Genomic DNA, 13,993 nt, shown 5'->3' with positions numbered 1-13,993 from the left:
GCCGGGTCAGCCGGGTCAGCCGGAGACCGTGACCTTGTCGTCGTTGTTCAGCTGGTTGACGAGCTGCTTGACCTTCGCCTTGTCCCAGAGCAGGTTCCCGCCCGCGGTGCCCGCGATCGGCATGTTCATCGACTTGCCGTCGCCGCCGGTGACGCCCTTCATCGCCCAGAACATGGACGCCACGTCCATCAGGCCCATGTCCTTGTCGACGATCAAGGTGTCCAGGCCCGCGCCCATGGTGGGGTAGAGCTTGAAGGGGTTCATGACGGTCCCCGGCGTCGCCGCCTGGTCGGCGAGGGCCGCGAGGAACTTCTGCTGGTTCTTCGTGCGGTCCAGGTCGCTGCCCGGCAGCGCGTAGCGGGTGCGGACGAAGGCGAGGGCCTGCTCGCCGTTGAGCGTCTGCTTGCCCGCCTCGAAGTCGGCGCCGGACTTCTTGTCCTTGAAGCCCTTGGGAATGTCCATCTCGACGCCGCCGACCGCGTCCACGATCTTCGCGAAGCCGCCGAAGCCGATCTCGGCGTAGTGGTCGATGCGCAGGCCGGTGTTGTACTCGACGGTCCGCACGAGCAGCTCGGGGCCGTCCTCCGCGTACGCGGCGTTCAGCTTCACCTGGCGGCCCTGGTTGGGGTAGAGCTTCCCGGACTCCGCGCCCTTGAAGGAGGGGATCGTGACGTTCGAGTCGCGGGGCAGCGAGATCATCGTGTTCCCGCCGTCGTCCGCGACGTGCAGGATCATCATCGAGTCCGTGCGCTTGCCCTCGGCCGAGCCGGTGTGGAGCCGCTTCTTGTCCTCGTCGGACATGCCCTCGCGGCTGTCGGAGCCCACGATCAGGTAGTTCGTGCCCGCGCCGCCCTCGGGCCGCTCGATGACCTTGGAGAGGTCGACCTCGCGCTTGAGCTTGCCGTCCGCCCAGAAGTACGTCGCGACAGACGTCACCAGCAGCACGGATACGAGGGTGATCGAACCGATCTTGATGCGGCGCCGCCAGTTCGGCGCGGGGCGCGGGCCGCGCGGCGGGCGTCCGGCGCCGCCGCCCTGGCCCGCGCCCGCGGGCTGGCCGTAGACCTGCCCCGTGTTGTAGCCGCTGTCGTAGCTCTGGCCGTGGGCGCCCTGGCGCGGGGTGCGCGGCTCGAAGACCTCGTCGCGGGCGTCGCCGTACGGCTGTCCGTCCCCGCGCCGGTCGCCGTACCCGTCGTCGTACGCGGGCTGCTGCGGCACACCGCCCGGCGGCGGTCCTGCGGGGCGGCCGGGACCGCCGCGCTGGACGTGCCGCATCACGCGGGCGCCGTCGGGCTGGGGGTTCCCGCTGCCGCGGCCGTAGCCACGGCCGCCCGCCTGATCGTCTGGCCAATCGCTCATGTGGCCCAGTGTGCAGTGCGCGGGCGCGCGGCTTACAGGGCGGTCGGGATTTCGAGCCAGGGCTGTTGCAGAGCTGATGCAAAGCGGCCGGGGGCGGCTCGCTCATACGTCCGGCATAGGGTGGAGGGCATGACAGATCAGGCCCCCCGTTCGGAAGCCGACATAGCGGGCAAGCCGACCTCGGCGTCCCGCACCACGCTCAGCCACATCATGACCCACAACGACACCAACCTCCTCGGCACGGTGCACGGCGGCGTGATCATGAAACTCGTGGACGACGCGGCGGGGGCCGTCGCCGGACGCCACTCGGGCGGGCCCGCCGTCACCGCGTCCATGGACGAGATGGTCTTCCTGGAGCCGGTCAGAGTAGGAGACCTCGTTCATGTGAAGGCCCAGGTCAACTGGACCGGACGCAGTTCGATGGAGGTCGGCGTCCGGGTCCTGGCCGAGCGGTGGAACGAGTCGACGCCCGCCCAGCAGGTCGGCTCCGCCTACCTCGTGTTCGCCGCGGTCGACGCCGACGGCAAGCCCCGCACGGTCCCGCCGGTCCTCCCGGAGACCGACCGCGACCGCCGCCGTCACCAGGAGGCCCAGATCCGCCGCACGCACCGCCTCGCCCGGCGCCGCGCGATCAAGGAACTGCGGGAGGCGCGCGCGGCGGAGGGCTTCGACGACTGACGCCCCTCCGCGGCACGGTGCCGCTCAGGGGCAGACGACCTGGTCCCCGGTGACCGCCCCGAACTCACCCTCCAGTTCGTCCTCCGCCCGCACCGGCCGCACCGTCTTGAAGTCCGCCCCCGCGATCACCTTCAGCACCGCCCCCTGGCCGTCGACCGTGCGCATCTCGCAGCCCGGCAGGGCCGTCGCGAGGGACTTCGCGGAGCGGTCCCAGCGGGGGTCGTAGGCGACGACGGTCCGGGCGGCCGGCGCCGTCCGCGCGGTCGGCAGGTTGCCCGGCAGGCCCGTCGTGCGGAAGCCGGTGCCCCGCAGCGCGGTGTCGACGCGCTTGCCCAGCCCCGGAATCGCCGTGCCGTTGTCCACCTGCACCTGGATCTGCTGGGGCGAGACGTCCACCAGGGCGACCCTGGACCTGTTGCGGTGCGGGGCCAGCGGCCGGTCCTCGCGCAGCGCGTCGAACAGCTTCCGCGACTTCGTCGGGTGCCACTTCAGCGTCGCGCCGATGCCCGGCAGGGTCTGTCCCTGAGGGCTGAGCGGCACGGTCGTGAACTCCGAGGACGACGGCGAGAAGCCCCGCATCGCCCGGCCGAGGTCCAGCATGTCGCTCGTGCCGAAGCCCTTGTCCGCCCGGACCGAGCCGAGCAGCGTCTGCGTCACGTCGCGGAACTTGACCGGATTCAGTAGGACACCGCTGCTGGTCGCCTTCGCGATGAGCGCCGCGAGGAACCGCTGCTGTCGCTTCATCCGGCCGAGGTCGGAGGCCCCGTCGACGTACCGCGACCGCACGTACTGGAGCGCCTCGCCGCCGTTCATGGCGTGCGTGCCGACCGCGAGGTTCAGGCCCGTGTTCGCGTCCTGGAGCGGGCGCGACGTGCAGATCTCCACGCCGCCGAGGACGTCCACGGTCTTGATGAAGCTGGTGAAGTCGACCTCCAGATAGTGGTCGATCTTGACCTTCGTCATGTGCTCGACGGTCCGCACCGTGAGGTTCGGCCCGCCCTCCGCGTACGCCGCGTTGATCTTGCCCGGGTGCGCGCGGTGCTGCTTGCCGCTGATCTGGTCGGTGTGCGCGGGCAGCTCGGCGTAGGAGTCGCGCGGCAGGCTCACGACGCTGGCCCGGTCCCGGTCCTCCGAGATGTGCACGATCATGATCGTGTCCGTGCAGTGGCAGGGCGCGCCGCCGAGGCGGTATTTCGCCTTCTCCTCAGGGGTGATCTTGTCGCGGCCGTCGGTGCCGACGAGCAGCACGTTCATGCCGTTGCCCGAAGCGGGCCGGTTCTTCATGTCCCTGAAGGCGTCGACCCGCTTGATCCCGGTGTCGAGACCGGTGACCACGGAGTGCCCGATACCGGCCGCGACGAGCACCGCCACGGAGCACGCGGTCGCCATCCGCATGGCCCAGCGCGGCCGCCGCCCGGCCCGCCCGCCCGGCCTGCCTGCGGACGGTCTGCGGCCCTGCGGATCGGGGCGGCGCGGCGCGGAAGCGGGGGAGCGGGGCGGTGCGGGCACGTGGGGGAACACCTCCGCGGAGACGGACCTGGCTCGGAGCGGGCGACAGGCTACGGGCAACGGGCAACGAGCAACGGGCAACGGGCAACGAGCAACGGGCGACGGGCGACGGATCCGGGGGACCCGAGAAACGTAAGCCCATACGAAATGCGGCCCGGGGTAGCGACCCGGACGGCGCGCGTCCGTGTCCCCCATTCGCGGTAACGTGGCGCGTGATGAACGCGAAGTCTGAGGCACTGCCTCCCGCCGTGTCCGTGATCATGCCCGTCCTCAACGAGGAGCGGCATCTGCGCGAGGCCGTCCACGCGATCCTGCGTCAGGAGTACGCGGGCGAGATGGAGGTCGTGGTCGCGCTCGGCCCCTCCACCGACCGCACGGACGAGATCGCCGCGGAGCTGGTCCGCGAGGACGCGCGGGTGCACACGGTGCCCAACCCCACGGGTCGCACGCCCGCGGCGCTGAACGCCGCGATCAAGGCCTCACGTCACCCGATAGTGGTGCGCGTGGACGGTCACGCCGCGCTCTCGCCGGGCTACATCACGACCGCCGTCCGCCTCCTGGAGGAGACCGGCGCGATGAACGTCGGCGGCATCATGCACGCCGAGGGCCAGAGCGACTGGGAGCACGCGGTCGCCGCCGCCATGACGTCGAGGATCGGCGTGGGCAACGCCGCCTTCCACACCGGCGGCGCGCCGCAGCAGGCCGAGACGGTCTACCTCGGCGTCTTCCGCCGCGAGGCCCTGGAGCAACAGGGCGGGTACAACGAGGAGTTCATCCGCGCCCAGGACTGGGAGCTGAACTTCCGCATCCGCGAGGCGGGCGGCCTGATCTGGTTCTCGCCCGAGCTGAAGGTGTCGTACCGCCCGCGGCCGAGCCTGAAGGCCCTCGCCAAGCAGTACAAGGACTACGGCCGCTGGCGCCACGTCGTCGCCCGCTACCACGAGGGCTCCATCAACCTCCGCTACCTCGCCCCGCCGACCGCGGTCTGCGCGATCGCGGCGGGCATCGTGGCCGGCGCGGTGCTCACGCCGTGGGGCTTCGTGATCCCCGGCGGCTACCTCGCGGCGATCGTCGCGGGCTCCGTCCCCGCGGGCAAGGGCCTGCCGCTGAAGGCCCGCCTCCAGATACCGTTGGCGCTCGCGACCATGCACATGTCGTGGGGCTGGGGCTTCCTCACCAGTCCCCGCTCGCTGGCCAAGAGGGTCATCGCCTCGCGCCGTCCGGCCGTCCTGGGGGAGACCCAGGAGGCCTGAGCAGAGCCGTACGCGCGAAGGGGCCCGGCAGTGCGCCGGGCCTCTTCGCGCGTACGGGGCGGCTACCAGGTGAACTCGGGGTTCACCTTCATGCACGCCTTCTTGTCGGAGCCGCTGAGCGCGTCCGCGGAGTCCGGCGTCTTGTCGTCCTTCTTCTTGTGCTTGGGCGGTGCGTCGCCCTCGCGCCAGTCGGCGCCGACGACCAGCGTCACCCCGGAGACGTCCGTCGACTTCTTCGCCGAACTGAGCGGCAGCCCCAGCGACTTGGCGACCCGCTGGGCATCGCCCTCCAGGTCGACGCTCGGATAGCGGACGACCGTCTTGCCCTCGGTGAGCGCCGTCGTCATGTCCGGCGTCGCCTTCTTGAAGCCCTTCGCGGCCAGGATCTGCGCCACCGCGCTCGCCCGGCCGGTGGCCGCCGGCTCGGTGACGGTGCGCGTGCCGTTCTGCACCTGGACCGCGATCTCGTCGTCCGCGGCGGCCGGGTCGTCGGACGCCTTCTCCTTGGCCGGCTTCTTCCCGCCCTTGCCGTCCAGCGGGATGTCGTCGCGGACCAGGCGGAAGAGCTGCTCCGCGTCGCCGGGCTTGGGGACGACGCGCGCGCCCACGTAGTCGAACGGCATGGTCGTCATCGTCGTACGCGAGGGCGAGACCTTCTTGAGCTCGTTGCCGAGGTCGTACAGCTTCTTCAGGGTGCCCAGGCCCGTGTCGACGTTCAGCGCCCTCGTCGCCTTGTCGGCGAGCTTGCGCAACTGGTTCGGGCTGGTCAGGCCGGTGTTCTCGCGGAGCTTGCGGACCAGCGCGTTCATATACATGTGCTGGGCCTTGGCACGGCCTATGTCCGTGCCGTCCTCGAAGCCGTAGCGGGTGCGCAGCCACTGCAGGGCCTGCTCGCCCTGGATCTCCGTGGTGCCCTTCTTCAACTTCAGGCCCGAGCCCTTGCCCCGGCTGTCGCGCGAGTGGATGTTCTTGTCGACGCAGACCGGTACGCCGCCGACGGCGTCCGCCATGGAGACCACACCCGCGAAGTCGACCATGATGTAGTGGTCGATGTGGATGTTGGTGAGCTTCTCCCAGGTGGCGACGGTGCAGCCGGGGCCGCCACGGCCCAGGGACTCGTTCGTCATGGTGCGCGGGCCGGACTCGGGGTAGACCTTGCCGTCATCGGGGTTCGTGCACTTGGGGATCTGGAGCAGTGTGTCCCGCGGCATGCTGATCACCGACATGTTGCTGCGGTCGGCCGAGAGGTGGAGCAGCATCTGCACGTCGGCGAGCGGCGGTGCGCCGAAGGTGTCCTTGGCGCCGCCGAGCTTCTGGTTCTCCTTGGAGTCCCGCGCGTCGGAGCCGATCAGCAGGATGTTCAGCGGCGTCTGTCCGGCGGCGTTGGGCGTGGGCTCGGGGGCCCGGTGCTCGCCGAGGTTCAGGTCGTCCGTCTCCAGGTTGGCGTTGAGGTGCTGGTAGTAGAGGTAGCCGGCGCCGGCCGTGCCCAGTATCAGGACCGACAGGACCGTCGCCGACCAGCGCAGGACGCGGCGCTTGCGGCGCGGCGGGGCGCCCCTGCCGCCCGAGCCGCGCCGGCGCCGGTGGCCGGGGGGCCGTCCGCTGTCCCTGGCGGGCACGGCGGCGTCCGGCGACGGCTCCTTCGAGCTGTCGTCCCCGCCGTGATCACTCGCGTGCGGGGCGCGTGACCGCGCCCCCTCCTTACGCACGCTGTTCTGCCTCATCCCCAGCCCCTCCCCGCCCCGTTCCCGAACTGCGGCCGCACCGCGGCGCCTTGGCGCGTTGTTAGACGCGAAACGACCGCTTCAGGTCACTTGGCACACACAGTCTTGTCGGCTTCGACCTTCTGGATCCCTTCCGGAGCCTTCTTCGGCGGGGCGATGGGCACCCCCGCGCCCGCGAAGTCGCCGCCGAGCGTCAGCTTCATGGCAGGGAGTCCCTGTGCGTTCTTCTCGCTCTTGCCCGGCTTCAGGGCTGCGGCGGGCAGCCCCATGATGTCGGCGAGCCGACGGGCCTGGTCCGCCTGGTCCGGACCGTACTCCAGGGTCGTCTTCTTGATGACCGAGGGCGCGTTCCCCTGCTGGCTGGACTTGAGTACGCCCTCGGTGTTCTGCAACCACGTGAGAGTGGTCTGAGCGGCGCCGGTCTTGCCGCTGCCGTTGAAGATGTCGACCCGTACGTCGGAGGCGTCGGCCTTGCGGCCCTTGAGGCGGGCGGCCACCGCGGCCTTCTCCCTCTTCTCCCTCTTCTTCACCTCGGTCAGCGACTGGTCGGCCCGCATCATCGCGAAGAGCGGGTCGGCCTTGGCCGGGTTGAGCACGACCGTGGTGTGGACCTTCTCGTTCGGGTTGTCGACGACCGGCACCGTGGCGAAGGTCAGGTTCTTCATGTCGAGCTTGCCGAGCTCCATGCCGAGGTCACGCAGCTTCATGATGTTCGCGATCCTGGAGTCGACGGTGAGGGCCTTGGTGCCGGCCTCGGCCAGGTCGAACATCTTCGTCGGGCTGGTGAGGGTGTCGCTCGACTTCAGCTTGCGCATCAGCGAGCTGAGGAACTGCTGCTGCAACTCGATCCGGCTCAGGTCGCCGCCGTTGCCCACCGCGTGCCGGGTGCGCACGAACGCGAGCGCCTTCTCGCCTTCGATCGTGTGCTCGCCCTTGGGCAGCTTCAGATGCGACTTGGGGTCGTCGATGTCCTTGGCGAGACAGACGTCCACACCGCCCACGGCGCTGGAGAGCGTCTTGACCGCGTTGAAGTCGGCCACCATGAAGTGGTCGAGCTTTATCCCCGTGATCTTCGTGACCGTGCGCATCGTGCAGCTCGGTGTGCGGTCGCTCTGGCCGAGGCTCTCGTTGAAGCGGGCGTTCTTCGTGCCCTGGATCGTCTTCTTGCTGCCGTCCTCCATCGTGGTGGGGCAGTCCGGGATGTCCGTGATCATGTCGCGCGGGATGCTCAGCGCGGTCGCGTTCGTACGGTCCTTGGAGACGTGCAGCAGGATCGTGGTGTCCGCGTGGCCTGCGCTGCCCTCGTCGCCGTAGCCCTTGTTGCCGTCACCGCTGCGCTTGTCGGTGCCGACGACCAGGATGTTGATGGCCCGGTCCTTGCTGAAGCCGCCGGTGCCCGCGCCGTCGTCGTTGATCGACGTGATGTTGTCGTTGAGGTGCTGGTAGTACAGGTAACCGCCGACGCAGCCCGTGACGAGCAGGAACGCCAGCGTGCCGCCGGTCCACACCAGGGCCTTCTTGCCCGCGGACTTCTTCGGCTTCTGCTTGCGCCTGCCGCCGGTCGGCTCCGGCTCCTTGACCCGGCGCCTGCGCTGGCCCGGCACCTCGCGGCGCTCCTCGCGCTCGCCCGGCCGCGGGCGCTGGCGGTCGCGCCCCGGCGCGGAGCGGCCTCGGCCTGCCTGGCGGGACGCAGCCCTGCGTGGTCCGGGGACCGTCGAGGGTCCTTGCCCTGTGGAAGGGCTCAGTCGCAGCTCGTAATCACCGGTGTCCGGGTTGAGCACCCACTGGTCTGCGGGGTCGATGTTCTCCGCCCGCCCACGGCCTTGCGCGTCCACGGTTGTTTGCGTCCTCCGTCGGGGCCACGCGGCGCCTCATCCCCCTCAAGAAGGCGCTCGGTCAGTCGTTCCAGCGGTGCGTGGCCTTCAGGGCCCGGCGCACCGGATCGCTCACACTATCCGCCCAGTTCAGCGCCGGACGACGCCGGTGACAAATTCCACTCCCCTACAACTGGGCAATCCACCCAATTTCTCAGCGGAAGGCCGGCTTCCTTTGCGCATCGTTTTACTCGCAGGCCGCTCCCGCCGCCGTGTTGCCCCGGAATGTCGGCGCGGGAGAGGGCGTATGAGAAGGATCGTCGGGCTTCCCGTCGCCGTCCCCGGAACCGGAATACGCCTGCTCCTGACTCGGCCCCGTCTCCCGGGGCTTCTCGGGCCGCTCGGGGACCACCGCGACCGGGCTGTCGGTGCGCAGGCGCGTGAAGAGCTGCTCCGCCGCCGGTTCGACGAGCTCGTCGCGGTTCGCGTCGTAGGTGTACGACCGCCGTGGGACGGTGAGGAACTGAACCCGTTCCGTGGGGATGTTGCGCATGCCGCGCACCAGTTCGTACAGACCGCGCAGGCTGGCGAGCGCCGGGTCGGTGGTCAGCGACGAGGTCGCCGCGTCGAGGACGGGATAGAGCTTCGCCGGGTTCAGCAGGACGTCGTTGCTCTGCACCTTGTTGACGAGCGCGCCGAGGAATTCCTGCTGGCGGTCCATCCGCTCGGTGTCGCTGCCGTTGCCGAGGCTCTTGCGGGCGCGCACGTAACCCAGCGCCTGTTCGCCGTCGAGGGTCTGCGGGCCGGGGACGAGCCGCACATGCGCGTCGGCGTCGTCGATCGGGGCCTTGATGCACACCTCCACCCCGTCGACCGCGTCGACCATGTCCTTGAACCCCGCGAAGTCCACGACCATGTGGTGGTCGACGCGGATCCTCGTGAGCTTCTCGACGGTACGGATCGTGCAGGCCGTCCCGCCCACCTCGAAAGCCGAGTTGAACTGGGCGAACTGGGCCCGGGTCCGCGAGCCGTCCGGGCGGCGGCAGCCGGGGACGTCCACCATCAGGTCACGGGGGATCGACACGGCGGTCGCGCTCTGCCGGTCGGCGGCCAGGTGCAGCAGGATCGTGGTGTCCGAACGCTGCGTGCCGCGGTCCCTGCCGTACTTGCGGTTGTCTCCGGCCCGCGTGTCGGAGCCGATCAGCAGGATGTTCTGCGCGTCGTGCACCAGCGGCGCCGGCCGCTCCCTGTCGTAGCGGGCGAGCTCGGCGGCGGCGTCGGTGTCCTTCGTGATGTTGCCGTTGAGCTTCTGATACGCCGCCCACCCCGCGCCGCCCGCCCCGAGCACCAGCACGGCGGTCCCGAGCGCCGCACCGCGCAGCCACCGGTGCCGTCGGCGCACCGCGCCCTCCCCGGTGGGGCTCGCCCCCGTCCCGGGTCCGTACGTGGCCTTGGGCTCCAAAGGCGCGCCCGCGGTGTCGGTCACGTGTACGTCCACCCCTCACGGCTGCGTCGGTGCGTGCTACGTCCCTTACGACCATGGCCCGCCACGCCGCCGGGGGCCTCTGGGTCCGTACCCCACGTAGGCCGAACGAGTGATCACCCACGCCCCGGGACCGCTACCCCACCGGGCACGGGCAGCCGCCGGTCAGGGGCGCGGGGAACTGCGCGCTCAGCCCTCACGGACGGGCGGCCGGAAACGGGGTCGGACCGCCCGGCGGCGCACCACCCCACCGGGCACGGGCAGCCGCCGGTCAGGGGCGCGGGGAACTGCGCGCTCAGCCCCCACGGACGGGCGGCCGGGGGAACGGGGTCGGACCGCCCGGCGGCGCACCACCCCACCGGGCACGGGCAGCCGCCGGTCAGGGGCGCGGGGAACTGCGCGCTCAGCCCCCACGGACGGGCGGCCGGGGGAACGGGGTCGGACCGCCCGGCGGCGCACCACCCCACCGGGCACGGGCAGCCGCCGGTCAGGGGCGCGGGGAACTGCGCGCTCAGCCCCCACAGACCGGCACGCACGCGCAAACCCCCCGCGGGAAACTGCGCGCTCAGCCCCCACAGACCGGCACGCACGCGCAAACCCCCCGCGGGGAACTGCGCGCTTAGCCCCCACAGACCGGCACGCACGCGCAAACCCCCGCAGGCCCCCGTCCCACAACCCCACCCCACAGCCCCACCTCACCGCACAGTCACAGTCACCCGCTCATCCGAGACCCGCTTCTCCAGACCACCCTCCGCAAGCTGATCAAGGTGCCGGCACAACACCACCGACCCGCCCGCCACAAGCGCCGCGTACAACCCGGCGCTGAGCCCCTCCCACGTCCCGTACGACAACCCGGACAGCACCCGGGAGCCACCCGTGACGCCGAGCCGCTCGGCGTCACCCCGCGCCCGCTCCACCACCCCCGCCCCGCTCAGCTCCGCCCCGCCGACGGCAAGAGCGGGCTCGTCCGGGTCGACGGGAGCGAAGGGCGCGAACCGGTCGCCCTGGCTCGGCACCTCCACCGCATAGTCGGCGAAACCCACCGGCGGCTGCGGGAAGCGCCCCCCGAGCGGCCGCAACGCCAGCGCGACCCGCTCCCCGGAGCAGGCGCGCGCGGCGTCCAGCGTGTCCGGGCCGCTGACGACGAGATCCGCCGCGGCGGGGTCACCGCCCACGTCCGCGATCACACCCACCGACGAACAGGCGAGCAGCCACACGGCCGTCTGCCAGTGCGCGGGCAGCAACAGCACGGCCCGGTCACCGGGTTCGGCGGCGAGATCGCCCTGGAGCAGATTGGCGGTCTTGGCCACCCAATTGGCGAAGGTGGCGACGGACAATTCCACGCGCTCGCCCGTGGCGTCGTCGTAGAAGGTGACCAGAGGACGGCCGGGATCCGAGGCGAGCGCGGATCGCAGCAGGTCGGCAGGGGTGCGGTCGTTGGCGTTCACGGGCGCAAGGGTACGCGGGCACCCGCACGGCCCCCGGCGTGGCGGGGGAGAGGACACCACCGGTTCGGCGGCTCAGGGCCGACAGTCCGTCAATTCCCCGATGGACAGATATGTTCCGCTATGCCAACGATCAGACGTATGCGTGGATTTCTTGCTTCCTCGATCGGTGTCACGTGCGCGGCCGCCCTGGCCCTGCCCCTCGCCCTGCCGGCATCCGGCGCCCGGGCCGCGACCCCCGCCGCCTCGCCCGCCGCGCCACCCGCCGCCCCGCCCACAGCCGAGGGCATCCCCGGCAGCACCCAGTCGCTGCCGCTCGCCCCGCTCGCCTCCGACCGCTCGTCCGGCCCGAACGAGCGCGAACAGGGCCTGACCCGGCGCGACGTCCGCCCGTTCGCCCTGGTGGGCGTCGTCTGGGACGACCCGTCCGACGAACTGCACGGCACGGTCCAGGTCCGTACCCGTGCCAGTGGCACCGCCACGTGGTCCGACTGGCAGAGCGTGGAGACACACAACCACGAACACGCGGCCGACCCGGAGACCCTGGAGCGCGGCACCGGCAAGGTCCGCGGCGCCACCGCCCCCCTGTGGGTCGGCAACTCCGACGGCGTGGAGGTGCGCGTACGGGCGGAGTACGAGCGGCGTGGCGACCAGGCCCGAGCCGGTGGCCTGCTCCCCGAGGGCCTGCGCCTCGAACTGGTCGACCCCGGCGACGAGCCGCCGCCCCGCGGCGGCCAGACCGAAGTGCCGCGCCTGACCCCCGGCATGACCGTCGAGTCGGAGGCCGCCGCGGCCGTCAACGCGGACCTCGCCCCGATGGACGCATTCGCGATCCCGGAACTGACCAAGCAGCAGACGGAGGACGAACTGCTCGCGGCCCGCGGCGGCCCCGAAGTGGCCGGTCAGGCGCGGCCCTACATCGGCCCGCGCCCGAGCATCATCACGCGCAAGGGCTGGGGCGCGGACGAGCGGATCCGCGAGAAGAACTTCGCGTACACGCAGACGGTGAAGGCCGCCTTCGTGCACCACAGCGCGTCCGGCAACAATTACCGCTGCTCACAGGCCGGTTCCGTACTCCGCAGCATCTACCGCTACCACGTCAAGAGCAGCGGCTGGCGCGACTTCGGCTACAACTTCGCGATCGACAAGTGCGGAAACATCTACGAAGGACGTGCCGGAGGTGTGGCCAAGCCGGTCCTTGGGGCCCACACTCTCGGTTTCAACGCGAACAGCACGGGCATCGCCGTCCTCGGCACGTACAGCAGCGCCAAACCGCCGAAGGCGGCCGTGACCGCGATCGCCAAGCTGGCCGCGTGGAAGCTCGGCCTGCACGGCGCCGACCCCAGCGGCACCACCCACTTGAAGTCCGGCGGCGGCAACCTGTACAAGAAAGGCACGAACGTCAGACTTCAGGTCATCTCAGGGCACCGCGACGGATACGCCACAGAATGTCCCGGTAGGCAACTGTACGCAAAGCTCGGCACGGCCCGGTCCTCCGCGGCCCGCTACCAGGGGCGCTGAAGCCCGCTCGCACTGTACGAACTGCACGATCTGCACATCCGTCTGCATACACTGGCCGGCCGAAACCCACGTTCGGCCGGCCCCAGCAGGAAGCAGAGACGACAGGTGACAGAAGCGATCCTCCTGGTCGGCGGCAAGGGAACCCGGCTGCGGCCGCTCACGGTCCACACCCCCAAGCCGATGGTCCCGGCGGCGGGCGTCCCGTTCCTCACCCACCAGCTGGCACGGGCCCGCGCGGCGGGCGTGGAACACATCGTCCTCGCCACCTCCTACCTCGCCGAGGTCTTCGAGCCGTACTTCGGCGACGGCTCCGCGCTCGGCCTCCACATCGAGTACGTCACCGAGACCGAGCCCCTGGGCACGGGTGGCGCGATCCGTAACGTGGCGTCCCGTCTGCGCTCGGCTCCCGACGACCCGGTCCTGATCTTCAACGGCGACATCCTCACCGGCCTCGACATCCGGGCCCTGGTCGACACGCACGAGACCTCCGGCGCCGACGTCTCCCTGCATCTGACCCGGGTCACGGACCCGAGGGCGTACGGCCTGGTCCCGACCGACCCGACCGGCCGGGTCACGGCCTTCCTGGAGAAGCCGCAGACCCCGGAGGAGATCGTCACCGACCAGATCAACGCGGGCGCGTACGTCTTCCGCCGCTCGGTCATCGACACGATCCCGGCGGGCCGCCCCGTCTCGGTCGAACGGGAGACCTTCCCCGACCTCCTCTCCTCGGGCGCCCACCTCCAGGGCATGGTCGACTCGACGTACTGGCTGGACCTCGGCACGCCCCAGGCCTTCGTACGCGGCTCGGCGGACCTCGTCCTCGGCCGCGCGCCCTCCCCGGCGGTGCCCGGGCGCCGCGGCGAGAGCCTCGTCCTGCCGACCGCCCGCGTCGCCCCGGACGCCAAGCTCACCGGCGGCACGGTCGTCGGCGAGAACGCCAGGGTCGGCGAGGGCGCGCGCATCTCCGGCAGCACGATCCTGTCCGGCGCGGTCGTCGAACCCGGCGCGGTGATCACCGACTCCCTCGTCGGCGCGGACGCCCGCGTCGGCGCGCGCACGGCGCTCCGCGGTGCGGTGGTCGGCGACGGAGCGAGCGTGGGCGCCGACAACGAACTGCGCGACGGCGTACGCGTCTGGTGCGGCGCCACGCTCCCGGCCGGCGCGGTCCGCTTCTCCTCCGACCAGTAAGCGCCCCGGCGGGGGCGGG

The 13,993-nt window shown here is 71.2% G+C and carries 10 protein-coding genes; 4 read left to right on the top strand and 6 right to left on the bottom strand.

Annotation, left to right across the window (positions count from 1 at the left end):
* Positions 1–15: 15 nt before the first annotated feature.
* Positions 16–1,359: an LCP family protein gene (locus ACOBQB_RS24500; protein WP_423594271.1), complete on the bottom strand. Its 1,344-nt coding sequence runs from the start codon at positions 1,357–1,359 to the stop codon at positions 16–18.
* 129 nt (positions 1,360–1,488) lie between these two features.
* Here ACOBQB_RS24500 and ACOBQB_RS24495 point away from each other — a divergent pair, with 129 nt between their 5' ends.
* On the top strand, positions 1,489–2,037 hold the full coding sequence (locus tag ACOBQB_RS24495) for an acyl-CoA thioesterase (RefSeq protein WP_423594270.1): 549 nt from the start codon (positions 1,489–1,491) through the stop codon (positions 2,035–2,037).
* A 24-nt stretch (positions 2,038–2,061) separates the two neighbouring features.
* Here ACOBQB_RS24495 and ACOBQB_RS24490 read toward each other — a convergent pair whose 3' ends face one another.
* Entirely contained in the window at positions 2,062–3,546 is a 1,485-nt protein-coding gene (locus tag ACOBQB_RS24490; RefSeq protein ID WP_423594269.1) for an LCP family protein, read from the bottom strand.
* Positions 3,547–3,761: 215 nt separating this feature from the next.
* Here ACOBQB_RS24490 and ACOBQB_RS24485 point away from each other — a divergent pair, with 215 nt between their 5' ends.
* Positions 3,762–4,799, top strand: coding sequence for a glycosyltransferase family 2 protein (locus ACOBQB_RS24485; RefSeq protein WP_423594268.1), 1,038 nt, complete (start codon positions 3,762–3,764; stop codon positions 4,797–4,799).
* Positions 4,800–4,861: 62 nt separating this feature from the next.
* Here the strand turns inward: ACOBQB_RS24485 and ACOBQB_RS24480 are convergent, their stop codons facing one another.
* From ACOBQB_RS24480 to ACOBQB_RS24465, 4 genes are all read right to left on the bottom strand, one after another.
* Entirely contained in the window at positions 4,862–6,523 is a 1,662-nt protein-coding gene (locus tag ACOBQB_RS24480) for an LCP family protein (protein ID WP_423594267.1), read from the bottom strand.
* 86 nt (positions 6,524–6,609) lie between these two features.
* Entirely contained in the window at positions 6,610–8,358 is a 1,749-nt protein-coding gene (locus tag ACOBQB_RS24475) for an LCP family protein (RefSeq protein ID WP_423594266.1), read from the bottom strand.
* A 226-nt stretch (positions 8,359–8,584) separates the two neighbouring features.
* Positions 8,585–9,823, bottom strand: a complete 1,239-nt coding sequence (locus tag ACOBQB_RS24470) for an LCP family protein (protein ID WP_423594265.1) — start codon at positions 9,821–9,823, stop codon at positions 8,585–8,587.
* Positions 9,824–10,515: 692 nt separating this feature from the next.
* Positions 10,516–11,268 carry a TIGR03089 family protein gene (locus ACOBQB_RS24465; RefSeq protein WP_423594264.1) on the bottom strand — a complete coding sequence of 251 codons (753 nt, stop codon included), beginning with the start codon at positions 11,266–11,268 and terminating at the stop codon, positions 10,516–10,518.
* 138 nt (positions 11,269–11,406) lie between these two features.
* Here ACOBQB_RS24465 and ACOBQB_RS24460 point away from each other — a divergent pair, with 138 nt between their 5' ends.
* Both ACOBQB_RS24460 and ACOBQB_RS24455 read left to right on the top strand, forming a co-directional pair.
* On the top strand, positions 11,407–12,786 hold the full coding sequence (locus ACOBQB_RS24460) for a peptidoglycan recognition protein family protein (RefSeq protein ID WP_423594263.1): 1,380 nt from the start codon (positions 11,407–11,409) through the stop codon (positions 12,784–12,786).
* A 105-nt stretch (positions 12,787–12,891) separates the two neighbouring features.
* Positions 12,892–13,974 (top strand): sugar phosphate nucleotidyltransferase, encoded by a 1,083-nt coding sequence (locus ACOBQB_RS24455; RefSeq protein WP_423594262.1) that lies wholly within the window; start codon positions 12,892–12,894, stop codon positions 13,972–13,974.
* Positions 13,975–13,993 lie beyond the last annotated feature (19 nt).

Origin of the sequence: Streptomyces sp. G5(2025) (assembly GCF_049542075.1) — a bacterium.
Classification (GTDB): domain Bacteria; phylum Actinomycetota; class Actinomycetes; order Streptomycetales; family Streptomycetaceae; genus Streptomyces.
The sequence above is the reverse complement of the archived record's forward strand: the minus strand, read 5'-3'. Positions and strand labels throughout refer to the sequence as shown.

Excerpts from the sequence above, each read along its gene's own strand:
- ACOBQB_RS24500 (WP_423594271.1), bottom strand. The coding sequence starts at position 1,359 with ATGAGCGATTGGCCAGACGATCAGGCGGGCGGCCGTGGCTACGGCCGC.
- ACOBQB_RS24495 (WP_423594270.1), top strand. The coding sequence starts at position 1,489 with ATGACAGATCAGGCCCCCCGTTCGGAAGCCGACATAGCGGGCAAGCCG.
- ACOBQB_RS24485 (WP_423594268.1), top strand. The coding sequence starts at position 3,762 with ATGAACGCGAAGTCTGAGGCACTGCCTCCCGCCGTGTCCGTGATCATG.
- ACOBQB_RS24480 (WP_423594267.1), bottom strand. The coding sequence starts at position 6,523 with ATGAGGCAGAACAGCGTGCGTAAGGAGGGGGCGCGGTCACGCGCCCCG.
- ACOBQB_RS24460 (WP_423594263.1), top strand. The coding sequence starts at position 11,407 with ATGCGTGGATTTCTTGCTTCCTCGATCGGTGTCACGTGCGCGGCCGCC.